The organism is Ensifer sp. VA4 (genome assembly GCF_055710065.1).
Genome location: NZ_JBVQPO010000012.1, coordinates 119,957 through 134,781, shown reverse-complemented (window position 1 = coordinate 134,781; position 14,825 = coordinate 119,957). Strand labels below are relative to the sequence as shown.

The 14,825-nt window shown below is 64.3% G+C and carries 15 protein-coding genes; 6 read left to right on the top strand and 9 right to left on the bottom strand.

Annotated elements, in window-relative coordinates:
- Nucleotides 1-189: 189 nt before the first annotated feature.
- The 4 genes from AC0C6X_RS21525 (at nucleotide 190) to AC0C6X_RS21510 (ending at nucleotide 5,030) form a co-directional block, all read left to right on the top strand.
- Nucleotides 190-348 (top strand): hypothetical protein, encoded by a 159-nt coding sequence (locus AC0C6X_RS21525; RefSeq protein ID WP_472955029.1) that lies wholly within the window; start codon nucleotides 190-192, stop codon nucleotides 346-348.
- A 445-nt stretch (nucleotides 349-793) separates the two neighbouring features.
- Complete coding sequence (locus tag AC0C6X_RS21520; RefSeq protein ID WP_247958372.1) at nucleotides 794-1,393, top strand: SCO family protein; 600 nt, start codon at nucleotides 794-796, stop codon at nucleotides 1,391-1,393.
- 175 nt (nucleotides 1,394-1,568) lie between these two features.
- Nucleotides 1,569-2,444, top strand: a complete 876-nt coding sequence (locus tag AC0C6X_RS21515; protein ID WP_173517169.1) for a 50S ribosomal protein L11 methyltransferase — start codon at nucleotides 1,569-1,571, stop codon at nucleotides 2,442-2,444.
- Between the two features lie 750 nt (nucleotides 2,445-3,194).
- A complete protein-coding gene (locus AC0C6X_RS21510; RefSeq protein WP_173517170.1) occupies nucleotides 3,195-5,030 on the top strand; it encodes an aminopeptidase P family protein in 1,836 nt (611 codons plus the stop codon).
- A gap of 243 nt (nucleotides 5,031-5,273) precedes the next feature.
- Here AC0C6X_RS21510 and AC0C6X_RS21505 read toward each other — a convergent pair whose 3' ends face one another.
- From AC0C6X_RS21505 to AC0C6X_RS21470, 8 genes are all read right to left on the bottom strand, one after another.
- Entirely contained in the window at nucleotides 5,274-5,513 is a 240-nt protein-coding gene (locus AC0C6X_RS21505; protein ID WP_173517171.1) for a hypothetical protein, read from the bottom strand.
- Between the two features lie 184 nt (nucleotides 5,514-5,697).
- Entirely contained in the window at nucleotides 5,698-6,012 is a 315-nt protein-coding gene (locus AC0C6X_RS21500; RefSeq protein WP_173517172.1) for an AzlD family protein, read from the bottom strand.
- A 2-nt stretch (nucleotides 6,013-6,014) separates the two neighbouring features.
- Nucleotides 6,015-6,731, bottom strand: a complete 717-nt coding sequence (locus AC0C6X_RS21495) for an AzlC family ABC transporter permease (protein ID WP_173517173.1) — start codon at nucleotides 6,729-6,731, stop codon at nucleotides 6,015-6,017.
- A gap of 213 nt (nucleotides 6,732-6,944) precedes the next feature.
- Nucleotides 6,945-7,766: a 3-methyl-2-oxobutanoate hydroxymethyltransferase gene (gene panB / locus AC0C6X_RS21490; RefSeq protein ID WP_472955026.1), complete on the bottom strand. Its 822-nt coding sequence runs from the start codon at nucleotides 7,764-7,766 to the stop codon at nucleotides 6,945-6,947.
- A gap of 1 nt (nucleotide 7,767) precedes the next feature.
- Nucleotides 7,768-8,643: a pantoate--beta-alanine ligase gene (panC, locus tag AC0C6X_RS21485; protein ID WP_472955024.1), complete on the bottom strand. Its 876-nt coding sequence runs from the start codon at nucleotides 8,641-8,643 to the stop codon at nucleotides 7,768-7,770.
- A gap of 256 nt (nucleotides 8,644-8,899) precedes the next feature.
- On the bottom strand, nucleotides 8,900-9,283 hold the full coding sequence (locus AC0C6X_RS21480) for a VOC family protein (protein ID WP_472955021.1): 384 nt from the start codon (nucleotides 9,281-9,283) through the stop codon (nucleotides 8,900-8,902).
- A gap of 77 nt (nucleotides 9,284-9,360) precedes the next feature.
- The gene (locus AC0C6X_RS21475) at nucleotides 9,361-9,960 is read right to left on the bottom strand and encodes an NADPH-dependent F420 reductase (protein ID WP_173517177.1); all 600 of its coding nucleotides are present in this window, start codon (nucleotides 9,958-9,960) and stop codon (nucleotides 9,361-9,363) included.
- A 122-nt stretch (nucleotides 9,961-10,082) separates the two neighbouring features.
- Nucleotides 10,083-10,832: a 3-oxoacyl-ACP reductase family protein gene (locus AC0C6X_RS21470; RefSeq protein ID WP_173517178.1), complete on the bottom strand. Its 750-nt coding sequence runs from the start codon at nucleotides 10,830-10,832 to the stop codon at nucleotides 10,083-10,085.
- 110 nt (nucleotides 10,833-10,942) lie between these two features.
- On the opposite strand from AC0C6X_RS21470, the gene AC0C6X_RS21465 reads away from it, so the two are divergent.
- Both AC0C6X_RS21465 and AC0C6X_RS21460 read left to right on the top strand, forming a co-directional pair.
- Entirely contained in the window at nucleotides 10,943-11,872 is a 930-nt protein-coding gene (locus AC0C6X_RS21465; protein WP_173517179.1) for a LysR family transcriptional regulator, read from the top strand.
- A gap of 235 nt (nucleotides 11,873-12,107) precedes the next feature.
- On the top strand, nucleotides 12,108-12,515 hold the full coding sequence (locus AC0C6X_RS21460; RefSeq protein ID WP_173517180.1) for a VOC family protein: 408 nt from the start codon (nucleotides 12,108-12,110) through the stop codon (nucleotides 12,513-12,515).
- A 150-nt stretch (nucleotides 12,516-12,665) separates the two neighbouring features.
- Here AC0C6X_RS21460 and ligA read toward each other — a convergent pair whose 3' ends face one another.
- Entirely contained in the window at nucleotides 12,666-14,819 is a 2,154-nt protein-coding gene (ligA, locus tag AC0C6X_RS21455; RefSeq protein WP_472955018.1) for an NAD-dependent DNA ligase LigA, read from the bottom strand.
- Nucleotides 14,820-14,825: the final 6 nt, after the last annotated feature.

Genomic DNA, 14,825 nt, shown 5'->3' with positions numbered 1-14,825 from the left:
CCCCAGGGAGATGAGCTATTTGCATGTTTTCGCATATGCGCTGCAAGCCCCGGTTTTTCCGGCATTTGGGGACACAATCCATCAGGGTGTTCCGCCCCGTTTTTCCACCGTTTTCCGGTGCCGACCGGAAGGGCGCCGCAGCCGCGCCCAGCGCCTTCCCCTCGCCGCGCCAGATGCTATGATGGCGCCATGAACACGAAGACCCAGCGCTCGATCCGCCTCCCCCTCGTCGCAAGCCTTGCGGCGGCGATCGCGCTTGCGCTCCTGCTCGCCTTCCGCGGCTGGATGGAGAACGGCGCGGAGATGTTCCTGGCGCTCGCCCAGTCCGGCCTTTCCTGGTGTCTTTAGAACCGCCAGGTTCCTTTACGTCTTTTCAGACACGCAAAGGTCGCTGGAGCACTTTGAATCGCTGCACTTTTTGTCCTCCTATCGGCTAAACATGCAGTCGACTCATGGCTGGAGCGAAAGGTCGCCACACGGCCCCTTCTCCCCGCCTGCGGGGAGAAGGTCGCGGCAGCGGGATGAGAAGGCGGTCGAGGCCCCAGCTCATCCACGGTTTAGGCTCCTGAGGGCGACGGGCTCTCGGCCGCCACCACGAACGCCAGGCGATCACCTCGCGTCCGTGGTGGCGACACAATCGCTGATTCGCTACACACAAGGGGCAGCTCCTGATCTGAACGCACCACCACAACCTGCGGCAATTGTCCCATTTGCACGGTCCCGGTGAAGGCGGTATCAAGGGCCGATCAACCGGACATGGCCGTCTTCGGCCGCAACAAAATCGGTAGCACGCATGAAAACCATCCGCATCGTCCTCTGGGCCGCCGTCGTCGTCATGGCTGGCATCCTCGGCTGGCTGACCTATGAAATGACCCAGTCGAAGCAGCAGGCCGCCACTGGTCCTTTCGGCGTGCCCTTCACGCTCACCGCCCAGGACGGCAAGGAAATCACCGAGAAGGCCTTCACCGGCAAACCGACCGCGCTCTTCTTTGGCTTCACCCATTGCCCGGAGGTCTGCCCGACGACGCTGTTCGAGCTGAACGGCTGGCTGGAAAAGGTCGACCCGGAAGGCAACAAGCTGCAGGCCTATTTCATCACCGTCGATCCCGAGCGCGACACGCCGGAGGTCCTCGGCCAGTACGTCTCCAACGTCTCGAAACGCATCACCGGCATTTCCGGCCCGCCCGACAAGGTGATGGAGATGGTCAAGGGCTTCCGCGTCTATGCCAAGAAGGTGCCGGTCGATGCCGCCAAACCCGATGGCGACTACACCATGGACCACACGGCCTCGGTCTTCCTGCTCGACGCAAACGGCCGTTTCTCCGGCACGATCGCCTATGAGGAAAACCCGGAAACGGCGGTCAAGAAACTGGAAAACCTCACCAAGGGCTAACCCCCTACGATCGTGACGCGACGTTGCAAGCGCCGGCCCCGCCCGGCGCTTTGCGTTTGTGGAGCAATCGTGATAGCGCACTGCACACGATTGCCACCGCCCCGCGCGCCGCCCTAACGGCATGGCTCGATGCGGGGCGCGCGCGCGCGGATTTGCCAGCCCGAAGGACAGAGCCTTGAGCGAGATCAGACTTTTCGTCACCACCACCGAGAAGCAGGCGGAAGCCGTGCTCGACCGCATGAGCGAGGTCTTCGGCGAAGAGGACTATGCCATCGGCACGACGGAGGTCGATGAAAAGCGCGACGTGTGGGAAGCCTCGATCTACATGATGGCCGTCGACGAGGAGAGCGTGAACGAACGGCTCGCCGAGGCACTCGCCGAGGACTTCGCCCATCTTCCGATCGAGCGCGAAGTGCTGCCGGATATCGACTGGATCGCCAAGTCGCTCGAGGGCCTTGCTCCGGTGCGCGCCGGCCGCTTCGTGGTGCACGGCTCGCACGACCGCGACAAGGTGAAGACCGGCGAGATCGCCATCGAGATCGACGCCGGCCAGGCCTTCGGCACCGGCCATCACGGCACCACCGCCGGCTGCCTCGAAGTGCTTGCTTCGGTTGCCCGCACGCGTAACGTGCGTAACGTGCTCGATCTCGGCACCGGCAGCGGCGTGCTGGCGATCGCCGCCTGGAAGCTGATGCACGTGCCGGTGCTCGCAACCGACATCGACCCGATTGCAACCCGCGTCGCCGCAGACAACGCCCGGGTCAACGGCGTCGTCACCGGCATGACCTTTGCCACCGCGCCGGGCTTTCACTCGACTGCCTTCAGCGCCAACGGCCCCTTCGATCTCATCATCGCCAACATCCTCGCCCGCCCGCTGATGAAGATGGCGCCGCAGCTCGTCGCCAACCTCGCCCCCGGCGGCTCGGTCATTCTCTCAGGGATCCTCGCCGAACAACGCTGGAAGGTGCTCGCCCATTACAACGGCCAGCACCTGCGCCACGTGCGCACCATCTGGCGCAACGGCTGGGTGACGATTCATCTGGAGAAGTAATCTAGGGCGCCGCGGAGGCGGTCGTGACTGCCCCTCATCCGCCTGCCGGCACCTTCTCCCCGCAAGCGGGGCGAAGGGACACGCGGCACCGCCCCAACCACAGATCAAGCTCCGACTCGCGACGGCCGCTTTCAGGCACGTCCCCTCGCCCCGCCTGCGGGGAGAGGGTTAGGGTGAGGGGCAATTTCAGAAATTAGGTTACCGGAGCGAACGAGAGCGCCTCAGCGTGCCGCCATTTCTTGCCGAAACCAAAACACATCGAAAAAAACGAAAAGGCCGCCTCGTCCATCAGACGGGCGGCCTTTCGAAACAAAGGCGATGCCAGGGGCATCGCCTGCTGGCTGGCTTTTGGCCAACCATGCCCGCGAGCCTGAGGAGGAGGAGCGCTCGAGCGGGCGTCTACCGTTCCGAAGCTGGCCACCCTTGAGGGAGGAGGAGAACAGAATGACCAACTATTCTCGGAACCGCAGTCTTTTGAACCACCGGATGTTCGTCCGTGTTCGTTGAGCGGGCTTATAAACTATTATTCCGATAGAGAAAGGGACTTCTTGGCATGGGTGCCATGCGCTGAGCGCATATGTATGATCAATGGGCAATTGCCCTCGAAGCTCAACACAACCGGAAGCACTGCGAGAACCGTGGGGTTCACCGCCGCTTACAGGATATCGCCTCTTTCCCGGCAAGGGCGATTTCCGCTAACATGGCCCCATCTTTCCCGCGGTTTACCGCTCAATCTACCGGAAATCCCCCATGTTTCAGTCTTTTGAAGTCACCTCCACGCCGCAATTCGGCAAGGAGCGCACCGAAGCCCTGCGCGCGTCCTTCGCGGCCCTCGGCATCGACGGCTTTCTCGTGCCGCGCGCCGACGAGTTCCAGGGCGAATATGTACCCGCCTCCTCCGAGCGCCTGTCCTGGCTGACGGGCTTCACCGGTTCCGCCGGCGTCGCCCTCATCACGCGGCGTGAAGCGGTCATTTTCGTCGACGGCCGTTACGTCACGCAGTTGAAGGAGCAGGTCGACGGCAGCGTATTCACCGGCGGCGACCTCATCGGCGAGCCGCCGCATCTGTGGCTGGAAAACCATGGTTCCAAGGGCTTCAAGCTCGGCATCGACCCCTGGCTGCACACCGGCGCCGAAGTGCGCCGGCTGGAGAAGGCGCTTGCCACCCTCGGCGGCTCGCTGGTCTTCCTCGATCACAATCCGCTGGACAAGATCTGGACGAACCGCCCCGCGGCCCCGCTCGGCAAGGTCAGCATCCAGCCGATCGAGCACGCCGGCGAACTCGCCAAGGACAAGATCGCAAAAATCGCCGCCGGCCTCGACAAGGCGGGCGCCAGCGCCGTGGTGCTGACCGACCCCTCCTCCGTCGCCTGGACCTTCAACATCCGCGGCAGCGACGTGCCGCACACGCCGCATCCGCTGGCCCGCGCGATCATCCACGCCGACGGCCGCGCCGAGCTTTTCCTCGACAAGCGCAAGACCGGCATCGAGCAGGAGGCCTATCTCACCCAGATCGCCGAGATCGTCGCGCCGTCTACCTTTGACGATCGCCTGAGGGCGCTGGGCGCTGCCGGTGCCGCCGTGATGATCGACCCGGATCTCGCCTCCTTTGCCATCTCCGAACTGATCCGCTTCAAGGGCGGCAAGGTGGTGGAAGCGGTCGATCCCGCCCGCCTGCCGCGCGCCCAGAAAAACAAGGCCGAAATCGACGGCTCGACCCGCGCCCACCTGCAGGATGGCGCCGCCATGGTCGAGTTCCTCGCCTGGCTGGATAACCAGCAGCCCGGTACCGTTACCGAGATCGGCGCCACCAACCAGCTCGAAGCCGCCCGCGCGACCGTCGGCGAGCGCATGCAGAACCCGCTGAAGGACATCTCCTTCGACACGATCTCCGGCGCCGGTTCGCATGCGGCGATCATGCATTACCGCGTCACCACCGCCACCGACCGGCCGATCGAAGCCGGCACCATGTTCCTGATCGATTCCGGCGCCCAATACATCAACGGCACCACAGACATCACCCGCACGGTCGCCATCGGCGCCGTGCCGGAGGAGCAGAAGCGCTTCTTCACCCTGGTGCTGAAGGGCATGATCGCGATCAGCGTCGCGCGCTTCCCCAAGGGTTCGCGCGGCGTCGATCTCGATCCGTTGGCCCGCATCGCGCTCTGGAAGGCCGGCGCCGACTACGCCCACGGCACCGGCCACGGCGTCGGCTCCTATCTCTCGGTGCATGAGGGCCCGCAGCGCATCGCCCGGCTTTCCACCCAGGAACTGCTGCCCGGCATGATCCTTTCCAACGAGCCCGGCTACTACCGCCCCGGCGCCTTCGGCATTCGCATCGAAAACCTCGTGGTGGTGCAGCCGGCAACGATGGTCGACGGTGGCGACCTGCCGATGCTCGGCTTCGACACCCTCACCTTTTGCCCGATCGACCGCCGCCTGATCTTGCCCGCACTCCTGACGGACGAAGAGCTGGACTGGCTCAACGCCTACCACGCCGAGACCCGGCAGAAGCTGATGCCGCTGCTCGCCAGCGACGAGACCCGCGACTGGCTGAGGGCCGCAACGGAAGCGCTCGCACGCTGAGTCAGGCGTCGAGCGATACAAGGGAAAACGTCGCGCTCTCAGGGCGCGGCCTTTGACGTTGGACAAGTCTCGAAGCGCTTGTCTGGCGGATGAGAATCCCCCTTCTCTCACATCCCCGCATTGTGGCGGGGATGTGGGCGACCCGACGTCCGTCGAGTCGGGCGGCAGGCGTTGCACGCCGCAGCCGCTTGCTTGCTTCGAGGTTCAGGGCGGCAACAGGCCGGGAAATCCCGGCCTCTCCGTTCAGATTCCCAAGAGCTTCTTCGCTTCTCCGAGCGTCGCCTCCGAAGCGGCGTGATCGCCCGCCTTGTGCTGCTCCTCACCCTTCGCGCGCAGTTCCTTGACCTTGGCCATGTCGGCCTCGGAAAGTTTCGCAGTCGGCATGGCCGCGTCGATCGCAGCCATGATGGTCGGGCATTGATTGGCAAAGGCCGTTGCCGGCGCGAGCGCCAGCAAGAGGGCAATCGAGATCCTGGTCAACATGGTTGTTCCTCCACCGCCGGGGGCTCTGCATTGTTGCAGCGACGTCGCGCGTCCGACAGCACCTGCGGTGCTGCCGTACCTCCGGCAACCAAGGGATGATAATCCACGAGAGATGCGTCGCCAATGCCGGTCGCCGCCCTGCCCGGTGTGGCTTTCGATGTCTGCCGGAACGGAGGCGAATAACCTACATCACCACGTGCCGGATCAGCATCACCACCACCCAGCCGATGACGAGCATGCGCAGCGTCGAGAGGCTGAGCCCGAGCGCAATGGCGAAGGCGACGAACATGGCGATGGTCACATCGAACCCGCCATAGACGAAAGCGGGGGCGACCAGCGTCGTCAGTACCGCTGCAGGCACGGCGTTCAGCGCCGCCTCCAGCCGCGGCGGGATCTGCTTCATCTGGGTGATGAGGATATAGCCGCCGACGCGCGTCAAGAAGGTCGCGACCGCGGCGGCTATGATCAGGTAGATGAGGTTGAGGTGTTGCGGATCCATCGTCACGCCTCCTTCTCGACCGCGCGCGGCGCCGGAGTCCGCTCGTTCTGCGGCAGACAGGCTGCAAGCACGATACCGGCGAGCGCCCCGATGCTGACGTGCCAGGGCGAGCCGACGAAATGCATGCCGGCGATCGAAGCGAGCGCCGAGACGGCAACGATCGGCAGGAACCGGTCGCGCTTGCGGAAGCCCATGACCAGCCCCATGAAATAGACCGGCAGCAGGATGTCGAGGCCGATCGCCTTAGGATCGCCGATCATCTGCCCGAAGATCGCGCCGACCAGCGTGTTGAAGATCCAGGGAATGTAGATGACGAGGCCGAAGCCGAGATACCAGGCGAAGGTGATCGGCAGGCCGCGCTCGCCGCGCTTCTCGGTCTCGGCATATTGCGGATCGACCAGCAGGAAGAAGGCCAGGAACTTCTGCCCGAAGGTGAAGTGCCGGACATATTTGGCGATCGAGGCCGAATAGAGTACGTGGCGGAAGTTCACGGCGAAGACCGAAAGCACGACCAGCCAGGGCTGGACGTGGTTGCCGAAGAGCTCGATGCCGACCATCTGGCTGGCGCCGGCATAGACGCTCGCGCTCATGAACACGGCATCGGCAATGGTAAAACCGTTGTCGACCGCAAGCGCCCCGAACAGTGCACCGAAGGGCGACGCCGCCAGCATGATGGGAAAGCCGCCGCGTACGCCTTCCCAGAATTCGTCTTTTGTCATGGAAACCTCCGCCGGCCGAGGCGAACAAGTGCGCCCTGCGTCCGGTGCCGGACAGATAGGCGCTTGCGCCCCCGGCAACAATTCAAATCAACTGATACAATGATTGAATTTTATGATGCCTTGCCCGAACGAGGCTTGAACAAAATGCGCACCGATCGCGAAACCGATGCGCGTTCGATACCCGTTTCCGCAGCCCGCCATGCGGGCCGCGTCTTACTTCTTGACCTGGAACGTATGCTCGATGCCGGGGAAAGTGCGTGCCTTCACCTCGTTTGCATAGTCCTCGGCGGCCTTGGAGATTGCCGGCGCGAGCTCGGCGAAGTGCTTGACGAAGCGCGGCTTGAAATCGTTGAAGAGGCCGAGCATGTCGTCGGAGACGAGGATCTGGCCGTCACAGGCGGGCGACGCGCCGATGCCGATGGTCGGCGAGCGCAGTTCCGCGGTGATGTCGCGGGCGACCGGCTCGACCGTGCCCTCGATGACGATCGCAAAGGCGCCGGCGTCGTCGATCGCCTTGGCGTCGCGGCGGATCTTCGTGACTTCCTTGTCGTTGCGCCCGACCGAGCGATAGCCGCCGGTCGTGTTGACAAGCTGCGGCATCAGCCCGACGTGACCGAGCACCGGAATGCCGCGGCTGACGAGGAACTCGACCGTCTCGGCCATCTCCGCCCCGCCTTCGAGCTTCACTGCGCTGCAGCCGGTTTCCTTGAGGATGCGCGCGGCGCTGCGGAACGCCTGTTCCTTCGATTCCTGGTAGGAGCCGAAAGGCATGTCGATGACGACGCAGGCGCGCTCTGCGCCGCGCATGACTGCCTGGCCGTGGGCGATCATCATCTCGAGCGTCACGCCGACGGTCGTATCGAGACCATAGAGTACCATGCCGACGGAATCGCCGACGAGCAGGAAATCCACATGCGGATCGAGCAGCCTTGCGATCGGCGTGGTGTAGGCCGTGAGGCTGACGATCGGGCGCTCGCCCTTCAGCGCTTCGATATTGGCGGGGCTGAGCCGGCGCTTGGCGGTCTGGACGCTCATGTCAGGCAACCCTTGCAAATAACGCGGATTTCGGGGCGATCACGCGGTTGTCGAGCAGCTTCGTCGTGCCGAAGCGGACGAAGAGCAGCAGCAGCACCGGCCGGTCGCCGATCGTTTCGAGCGTTTCGAGCGTCTCGGGATCGCGCACGGCGACGACCTCGGGCCGCGCCAGCGGCTCGCTCGCCAAAAATTCGGTGACGGCCTTTTCCAGTGCCGCCACATCGCTGACCCCGGACGCGACCAGACGCTCTGCCTCTTCCAGCGCCTTCGGCACGATTGCCGCGGCCCGGCGCTCCTCGGCCGTCAGATAGACATTGCGCGACGAGCAGGCGAGCCCATCGGCCTCGCGCACCGTCGGCACGCCGATGATGGTGACCGGTTGCGCCAGGTCTTCGACCATGCGGCGGATGATCTGCAACTGCTGGAAATCCTTCTCGCCGAAATAGGCGCGGTCGGGCTGGACGATGTTGAAGAGCTTGGTGACCACGGTGGCAACACCGGCGAAGTGGCCGGGACGGACCGACCCTTCGAGCTCGCTGCCAAGCGTCGGCACGTCGACCACCGTTTCCATCGGCCGCGGATACATGTCGGCGACACCGGGGGCGAAGAGATAGTCGACGCGCCCCTCCTCCAGCATCGCCTGGTCGCGGGCGAGATCGCGCGGATATTTGGAAAGATCCTCGTTTGCGCCGAACTGCAGCGGATTGACGAAGATGCTGGCGACGACGACGTCGTTTTCTTCCCGCGCGCGCCGCATCAGCTCCATATGGCCGACATGCAGATAGCCCATGGTCGGCGCGAAGCCGACCGTCTTGCCCGCCCGCCGTTCTTCGGCGAGCGCTGAACGCAGTTCGGCGATGGTGGTGAAAGTCTTCATCTCCGGACCCTCCAATCCGCGACGGGCCACCCCTCCAGGACGGTGGCTCCCTGCCCCTTGGGATGATGACGACCTGCTTCGCCAAGGGGCATTTGCACAAAATTCGGCTGCAAACCTCTATCTTGTGCAGCGCAAAAAAACAATCGGATTGATGACAGCCTGATGACGCACGGCCGTGTTTGACGTCCATCGACAGCCCGTCACGGTTGGAGAGCGATGCCACTCGCAACCCACGCTGGAGAGCGGAGTAAACGCTTTACTCGGGCGCCCGGTCCAGCCTCCAGGGCGGATCGGTGCGGTTCGCACCTGCGAAGTAGAGCACGATGCGGTTGCCGCCCGGGTCGAAAAGCTCGGCCTCGCGCCACCGCCAGCTCTTGTCCTCAGGGGCGCTGGCAAAGAGAACGCCGCCCTCGATCAGCCGGCTGACGGTTTGGTCCAGATCGTCGCATTCGAAATAGACAGTCGTGCCGCCGCCGTTCACATCTCCTTGATGCAACGAGAAAGTGCTGCCGCCGTCCGGGCAGAGGAAGCGCACATAACGCGGGCGGGCATCGACGATCGGCGTGAGCCCGAGCCGGCGATAGAAGGCCCAGCCGGCATCGAGGTCCGGCATGGTCACTGTCACCTGGTTCAAGCGCATCCGATCCTCCCATCAAGCGGTTGTCGCTTCCGATCTTAACGACTGCAGACGTCGGGGGAAGCGCATCCGCGCCGCCCTCACCCGAAGTTGACGAGGTTCAGTGCCGGCAGCGGACCGCCGGGGAATTGTACCAGCCGGCCGCCGACGGAGAGCGGACCGAGGTCGATGCCGAAGAATCCGAGGCGGTCGATCAGCCGTGCCACCTCGCCTTTCGCCGCGGCGTCGTCACCGGAGAAGAACAGCACGCGGCGGCCGCCTTCCGCCCGCGGGTCGCCGGAGACGAGGTGCGGCTGTAGGTGGTTGAACGCCTTGACGACGCGGGCGCCCGGCACGAGATCGGCGACGACCTCGCTCGACAGCCGGCCGTTGAGGTCCGCCGGCTTGAACAGCGGCGCCTCGATCGGGTTGTTGGCGTCGATGACGATCCGGCCGTTCCACGCGGGCAAGCCCGCCAGCGCCTGCGGCAGCTTCGACCAGTTGACCGCGACGAGCACGATGTCGGCGCTCGCCGCCTCTTCGCGCGTGCCGGCGGTGATGAAGGGAGCAAGCTCGTCGGTGAGCGCCTGCAGGCTTTCCGGTCCGCGGCTGTTGGCGATGGTGGCGGGAATCGATGCCCTGGCGAGCGCCCGGGCGAAGGCTGCTCCAATATTGCCGGAACCGATGATACCGATGGACATGATGGATCTCCTTCGTCGTCACGCCAGCCCCGCGGTCTTAGCGATGGCTCTGGCGCCAATTGAGGTTTGGGGCGTCGCGAGCCGCCGGTGAGCGGATCACGACGCCCATCGGTCGTGCTCGATCAGGCGGTGAAGCCACCGTCGGCGACGATGTCGGCGCCGGTAACGAAGGCGGCTTCCGGGCTTGCGAGGTAGGAGACGACGCTTGCGATCTCCTCCGGCTTGCCATAACGGCCGATCGCCATGCCGGGACCGACGATCTTCGAGACCGGCCCGCCATCCGGGTTCATGTCGGTATCGGTCGGGCCGGGATGAACCGTATTGACGGTGATGCCGCGCGGGCCGAGGTCTCGCACCAGGCTGCGGTTGAAACCGGCGACTGCCCCCTTGGTCAGCGTGTAGAGCGATGCGGTCGGGAAAGCAGCATAGCGCACCATGGACGAGCCGATATGGATGACGCGGCCGCCCGGTTTCATGTTGCGCACCGCTTCTTGTGTCGCGACGAAGACGCCGGTGACGTTGACGGCGATCATCCTGTTGTAGTCGGTCTCGGTAATTTCCTCGATCGGGCCGCCGAGCGCGATGCCGGCATTGTTGACGAGGATGTCGATACCGCCGAATGCCTTGAAGGTTTCGGTAACGGCGGCGCGCACGGCGGCGGCATCGCCGGCATCCGCCTTGATCGCCAGGGCCCGGCCACCCGCAGCTTCGATATCGGCAACGACCGCACCCGCCTTTTCCGGTGAGCCGTGATAGGTGATGGCGACGGCGGCACCGTCACTTGCGAGGCGCTTCGCGACCGCAGCACCGATCGAGCGCGAGCCGCCGGTTACGAGGGCGACCTTGCCTGTGAGGGATTTGTTCTCAGACATGACGTTCACTCCATTCCAGGTTTCGATGGAGTGGATATTGCCATTTCATTCCGCTAATATAAGTCGGCAATCGCTTTCATCATCTTCAATGATCACTTGAATATCACAGAATGGAAACTCTCGCCAATCTCGAGTCCTTCGCCCGCAGCGCCGAGCATGGCGGCTTTTCCGGCGCGGCGCGGCGGCTCGGCCTCACACCGGCGGCCGTCAGCCGCAATGTCGCGATGCTCGAGCGCAATCTCGGCGTCAGGCTGTTTCACCGCTCGACCCGCAAGCTGACGTTGACGGAGGAAGGCGAGCGTTTCCTCGCGGCGATCCGCGACAATCTCGACGGTCTGCAAAGCGCCATTACCGGCATATCCGGCGAGAAAGGCGAGCCGGCCGGCATACTTAAGGTCAGTCTCAGCCCCACCTTCGGCACCGCTCATATCTTGCCGCTGCTGCCGGCCTTTCTCGAAAAATATCCGGCGATCCGCATCGACTGGCAGTTCGACAACCGCCAGGTGGACCTCGTCGCCGAAGGCTTCGACGCGGCGATTGGCGGCGGCTTCGAGCTTTCGCCCGGCATCGTCTCGCGCGTGCTCGCGCCGGCGCATATCATCGCCGTCGCCTCCCCTACCTATATGGCAAGCCGGACGATGCCCTTCGATCCCGCTGGCCTTGCCGCACTCGATGGCATCGTCATGCGGTCGAGTCGCACCGGGCGCATCCGCTGCTGGACGATGCGCAACGCCGCCGGCGAGGAGATGGCCGCGGCCCCGAAGGAGACGATCGTCGTCAACGACCCCGCCGCCATGCGCGAGGCCGCAATCCTCGGTCTTGGCGTGACGCTGATAACCGTGCCCGATGCGCTGCCGCATCTTGCCTCCGGTGCCCTCCTCCGCCTGGCACCGAAATGGTACGCCGATGCAGGGCCGATCTCGATCTACTATTCGAGCCGCACGCTGCTTCCGGCCAAGACGCGCGTCTTCGTGGACTTCGTCGCCGAGCATTTCCGCCGCCATAAACTGGCGGAGCGCTTCGCCGGCAGCCTCGGCTGAGGGCGCTTGAAAGCCCAAGGCTGCACCCGATATCCGCCAGCCCCGAAAAAAGTTTCGAGCCGATGTCGGGATCGTCGACCGGCATTCGTCCTTAGGGCAGTTCCGGAAGAAGCGTGAACCGGTTCTTTCGTTCGGAATTGCGTAATTTCAAAGTGTTAGGTCTTTTCGTGGTTTCACGGAAACAATGAAGTGATCTAATCCGTCAAACACAAAATCCATTCCCAAGGAGCATTTCATGCGCATGATTTTCGTAAACCTGCCCGTCAAGGATCTGAAGGCCTCGCGTGCGTTCTTCGCCGCGCTCGGCTTCACCTTCAACGAGCAGTTCTCCGACGACACCGCCGCCTGCACGGTGATCTCGGACAACATCTTCGTCATGCTCCTGACCGAGCCGAAGTTCCGCGACTTCATCACCGGCGAGATCAGCGACGCGAAGAAGGGCACCGAAGTCATCACCGCCCTTTCTGCATCGAGCCGCGCCGAGTGCGACGACATGCTCGCCAAGGCGCTCGCCGCCGGCGCCAAGCCCTGGAAACCGGCGCTCGACTACGGCTTCATGTACGGCATCTCCTTCCAGGACCTCGACGGCCACGTCTGGGAATTCATGTGGATGGACCAGGAAGCGGCTCAGCAGCAGGGCTGATCGCCATATCACTGCAGATAAGAGACCGCCCGGCGCCACCGGGCGGATTTTTTGTGCGACAGCAACGTCAGAAGTCAAACCCGGAACATCTATGATGTCTTCCGCGCGGCGCATCCGCGCCGCGAAAAAAACTCAATCCAGAAGCGCCGCCTACCCGCCAATCAGCGCCAGCCACTCCTCCTCGTCCATGGTCTGGACGCCGAGCTCGCGGGCCTTGTCGAGCTTGGAGCCGGCGCCCGGCCCTGCGACGACGATGTCGGTCTTCTTCGACACCGAACCGGCGACCTTGGCGCCGAGGCTTTCGGCCTTCGCCTTGGCCTCGTCGCGCGTCATCTTTTCGAGCGAGCCGGTGAAGACCACGGTCTTGCCGGCAACCGGGCTGTCGGACGCAACCGGCGCTTCCGCCGCCTCCGGCGTCACTTCCGACAGCAGGCGGGTCACCACTTCGAGGTTGCGCGGCTCCTTGTAGAACTCGACGATCGCGCGGGCGACGACTTCGCCGATGCCGTCGATGCTGTTGAGTTCGTTCCAGGCGTCGCCCGAGTAGTTCGCCGCCTCGCTCATCGCCGCACGAAAGTGCTCGTAGCTGCCGTAGGAGCGCGCCAACAGCTTCGCCGTCGTCTCGCCCACATGGCGGATGCCGAGCGCGTAGATGAAGCGGTGAAGCGCGATCGAGCGGCGCGTATTGATCGCCTCGTAGAGCTTGCGCACGCTGACCTTGCCGAAACCCTCGATGTTTTCGAGCTTGGTCAGCGAACCCGCCTGGCGCTTTTCCAGCGTGAAGATATCGGGCGCGGTGCGGATCGACAGCGTCGGATCCTCGCTTTCAAAGAAGAACTCGATCTGCTTGGAACCGAGGCCCTCGATGTCGTAGGCGTTGCGCGAGACGAAATGCTTCAGGTGCTCGACCGCCTGCGCGCGGCAGACGAAACCGCCGGTGCAGCGGCGCACCGCATCGATCTTGCCGGTCTTCTCGTTGATGTCGCGCACCGCATGGCTGCCGCAGACCGGGCACGTGGTCGGGAAGCGATAGGGCTCGGCGCCTTCCTTGCGCTCGTCCATGACGACGTCGACGATCTGCGGGATGACGTCGCCGGCGCGCTGCACGATCACCATGTCGCCGATGCGGATGTCCCTGCCCTCACGGATCGGCTCGCCGCTGTTGCCGAGCCCCTTGATATAGTCCTCGTTGTGCAGCGTCGCGTTTGTGACGACGACGCCGCCGACCGTAATCGGCTCCAGCCGTGCGACCGGCGTCAGCGCGCCGGTGCGCCCCACCTGGATATCGATCGCCGTCAGTCGGGTGAAGGCCTGCTCGGCCGGGAACTTGTGCGCCGTCGCCCAGCGCGGCGAGCGCGAGCGGAAGCCGAGGCGGGCCTGCAGGTCGAGCCGGTCGACCTTGTAGACAACGCCGTCGATATCATAGTCGAGATCCGGCCGCTCGCGCTCGATGTGGTGATAGTGTTCGAGCAGCGCATCGGCCGAGGAGAGCCGCTGCATCAGCGGGTTGACGGGGAAGCCCCAGGACTTGAACACCTCGACCATGCCCATTTGCGTATCGGCCGGCATCGCCGACATCTCACCCCAGGCATAGGCGAAGAAGCGCAGCTTGCGGCTGGCGGTCACCTTGGCGTCGAGCTGGCGCAGCGAGCCGGAGGCGGTGTTGCGCGGATTGACATAGAGCGGCTTGCCGAGCGCCGCCATCTCGGCGTTGAGCGCGGCAAAGTCCGATTTCGCCATGTAGACCTCGCCGCGCACCTCGACGATATCGGGGGCGCCCGCCGGCAGCGTCTGCGGGATCATGGCGATGGTGCGAATATTGGCGGTGACGTTTTCGCCGGTCGTGCCGTCGCCGCGGGTCGCAGCCGTTACCAGCCGGCGGTTCTCGTAGCGCAGCGACATGGAGAGGCCGTCGATCTTCGGCTCCGCGGTAAACGCGATCGAATGGTCCGGAAGCTGCCCGAGGAAGCGATAGACCGACGCCACGAAATCGCGCGCGTCCTCATCCGAAAAGGTATTGTCGAGCGACAGCATCGGCCGGGCGTGCACGACCGGCTGGAAGGTGAGCGAAGGCGCCGCCCCCACCTTCTTCGACGGGCTGTCCTCGCGGACGAGCGCCGGAAAACGCGCCTCGATCGCATCGTTGCGCCGCTTCAGCGCATCATAGTCCGCATCCGAAATCTCCGGCGCGTCCTCACCGTGATAGAGCGCATCGTGACGGGCGAGCTCGGCGGCGAGAAAAGCGAGCTCTTCGGCCGCTTCCGTTTCGTTGAGATTCTCGACGGGTTTCAATTCTTTGGACATGCGCGA

What these genes read in the sequence shown, in the direction of transcription:
- AC0C6X_RS21465 (WP_173517179.1), top strand. Translation starts at nt 10,943, where the DNA reads ATGGAAACTCTCGCCAATCTCGAGTCCTTCGCCCGCAGCGCCGAGCAT.
- AC0C6X_RS21495 (WP_173517173.1), bottom strand. Translation starts at nt 6,731, where the DNA reads ATGACAAAAGACGAATTCTGGGAAGGCGTACGCGGCGGCTTTCCCATC.
- AC0C6X_RS21520 (WP_247958372.1), top strand. Translation starts at nt 794, where the DNA reads ATGAAAACCATCCGCATCGTCCTCTGGGCCGCCGTCGTCGTCATGGCT.
- panC (WP_472955024.1), bottom strand. Translation starts at nt 8,643, where the DNA reads ATGAAGACTTTCACCACCATCGCCGAACTGCGTTCAGCGCTCGCCGAA.
- AC0C6X_RS21470 (WP_173517178.1), bottom strand. Translation starts at nt 10,832, where the DNA reads ATGTCTGAGAACAAATCCCTCACAGGCAAGGTCGCCCTCGTAACCGGC.
- AC0C6X_RS21510 (WP_173517170.1), top strand. Translation starts at nt 3,195, where the DNA reads ATGTTTCAGTCTTTTGAAGTCACCTCCACGCCGCAATTCGGCAAGGAG.
- panB (WP_472955026.1), bottom strand. Translation starts at nt 7,766, where the DNA reads ATGAGCGTCCAGACCGCCAAGCGCCGGCTCAGCCCCGCCAATATCGAA.
- ligA (WP_472955018.1), bottom strand. Translation starts at nt 14,819, where the DNA reads ATGTCCAAAGAATTGAAACCCGTCGAGAATCTCAACGAAACGGAAGCG.
- AC0C6X_RS21505 (WP_173517171.1), bottom strand. Translation starts at nt 5,513, where the DNA reads ATGTTGACCAGGATCTCGATTGCCCTCTTGCTGGCGCTCGCGCCGGCA.
- AC0C6X_RS21525 (WP_472955029.1), top strand. Translation starts at nt 190, where the DNA reads ATGAACACGAAGACCCAGCGCTCGATCCGCCTCCCCCTCGTCGCAAGC.
- AC0C6X_RS21500 (WP_173517172.1), bottom strand. Translation starts at nt 6,012, where the DNA reads ATGGATCCGCAACACCTCAACCTCATCTACCTGATCATAGCCGCCGCG.
- AC0C6X_RS21475 (WP_173517177.1), bottom strand. Translation starts at nt 9,960, where the DNA reads ATGTCCATCGGTATCATCGGTTCCGGCAATATTGGAGCAGCCTTCGCC.
- AC0C6X_RS21480 (WP_472955021.1), bottom strand. Translation starts at nt 9,283, where the DNA reads ATGCGCTTGAACCAGGTGACAGTGACCATGCCGGACCTCGATGCCGGC.
- AC0C6X_RS21460 (WP_173517180.1), top strand. Translation starts at nt 12,108, where the DNA reads ATGCGCATGATTTTCGTAAACCTGCCCGTCAAGGATCTGAAGGCCTCG.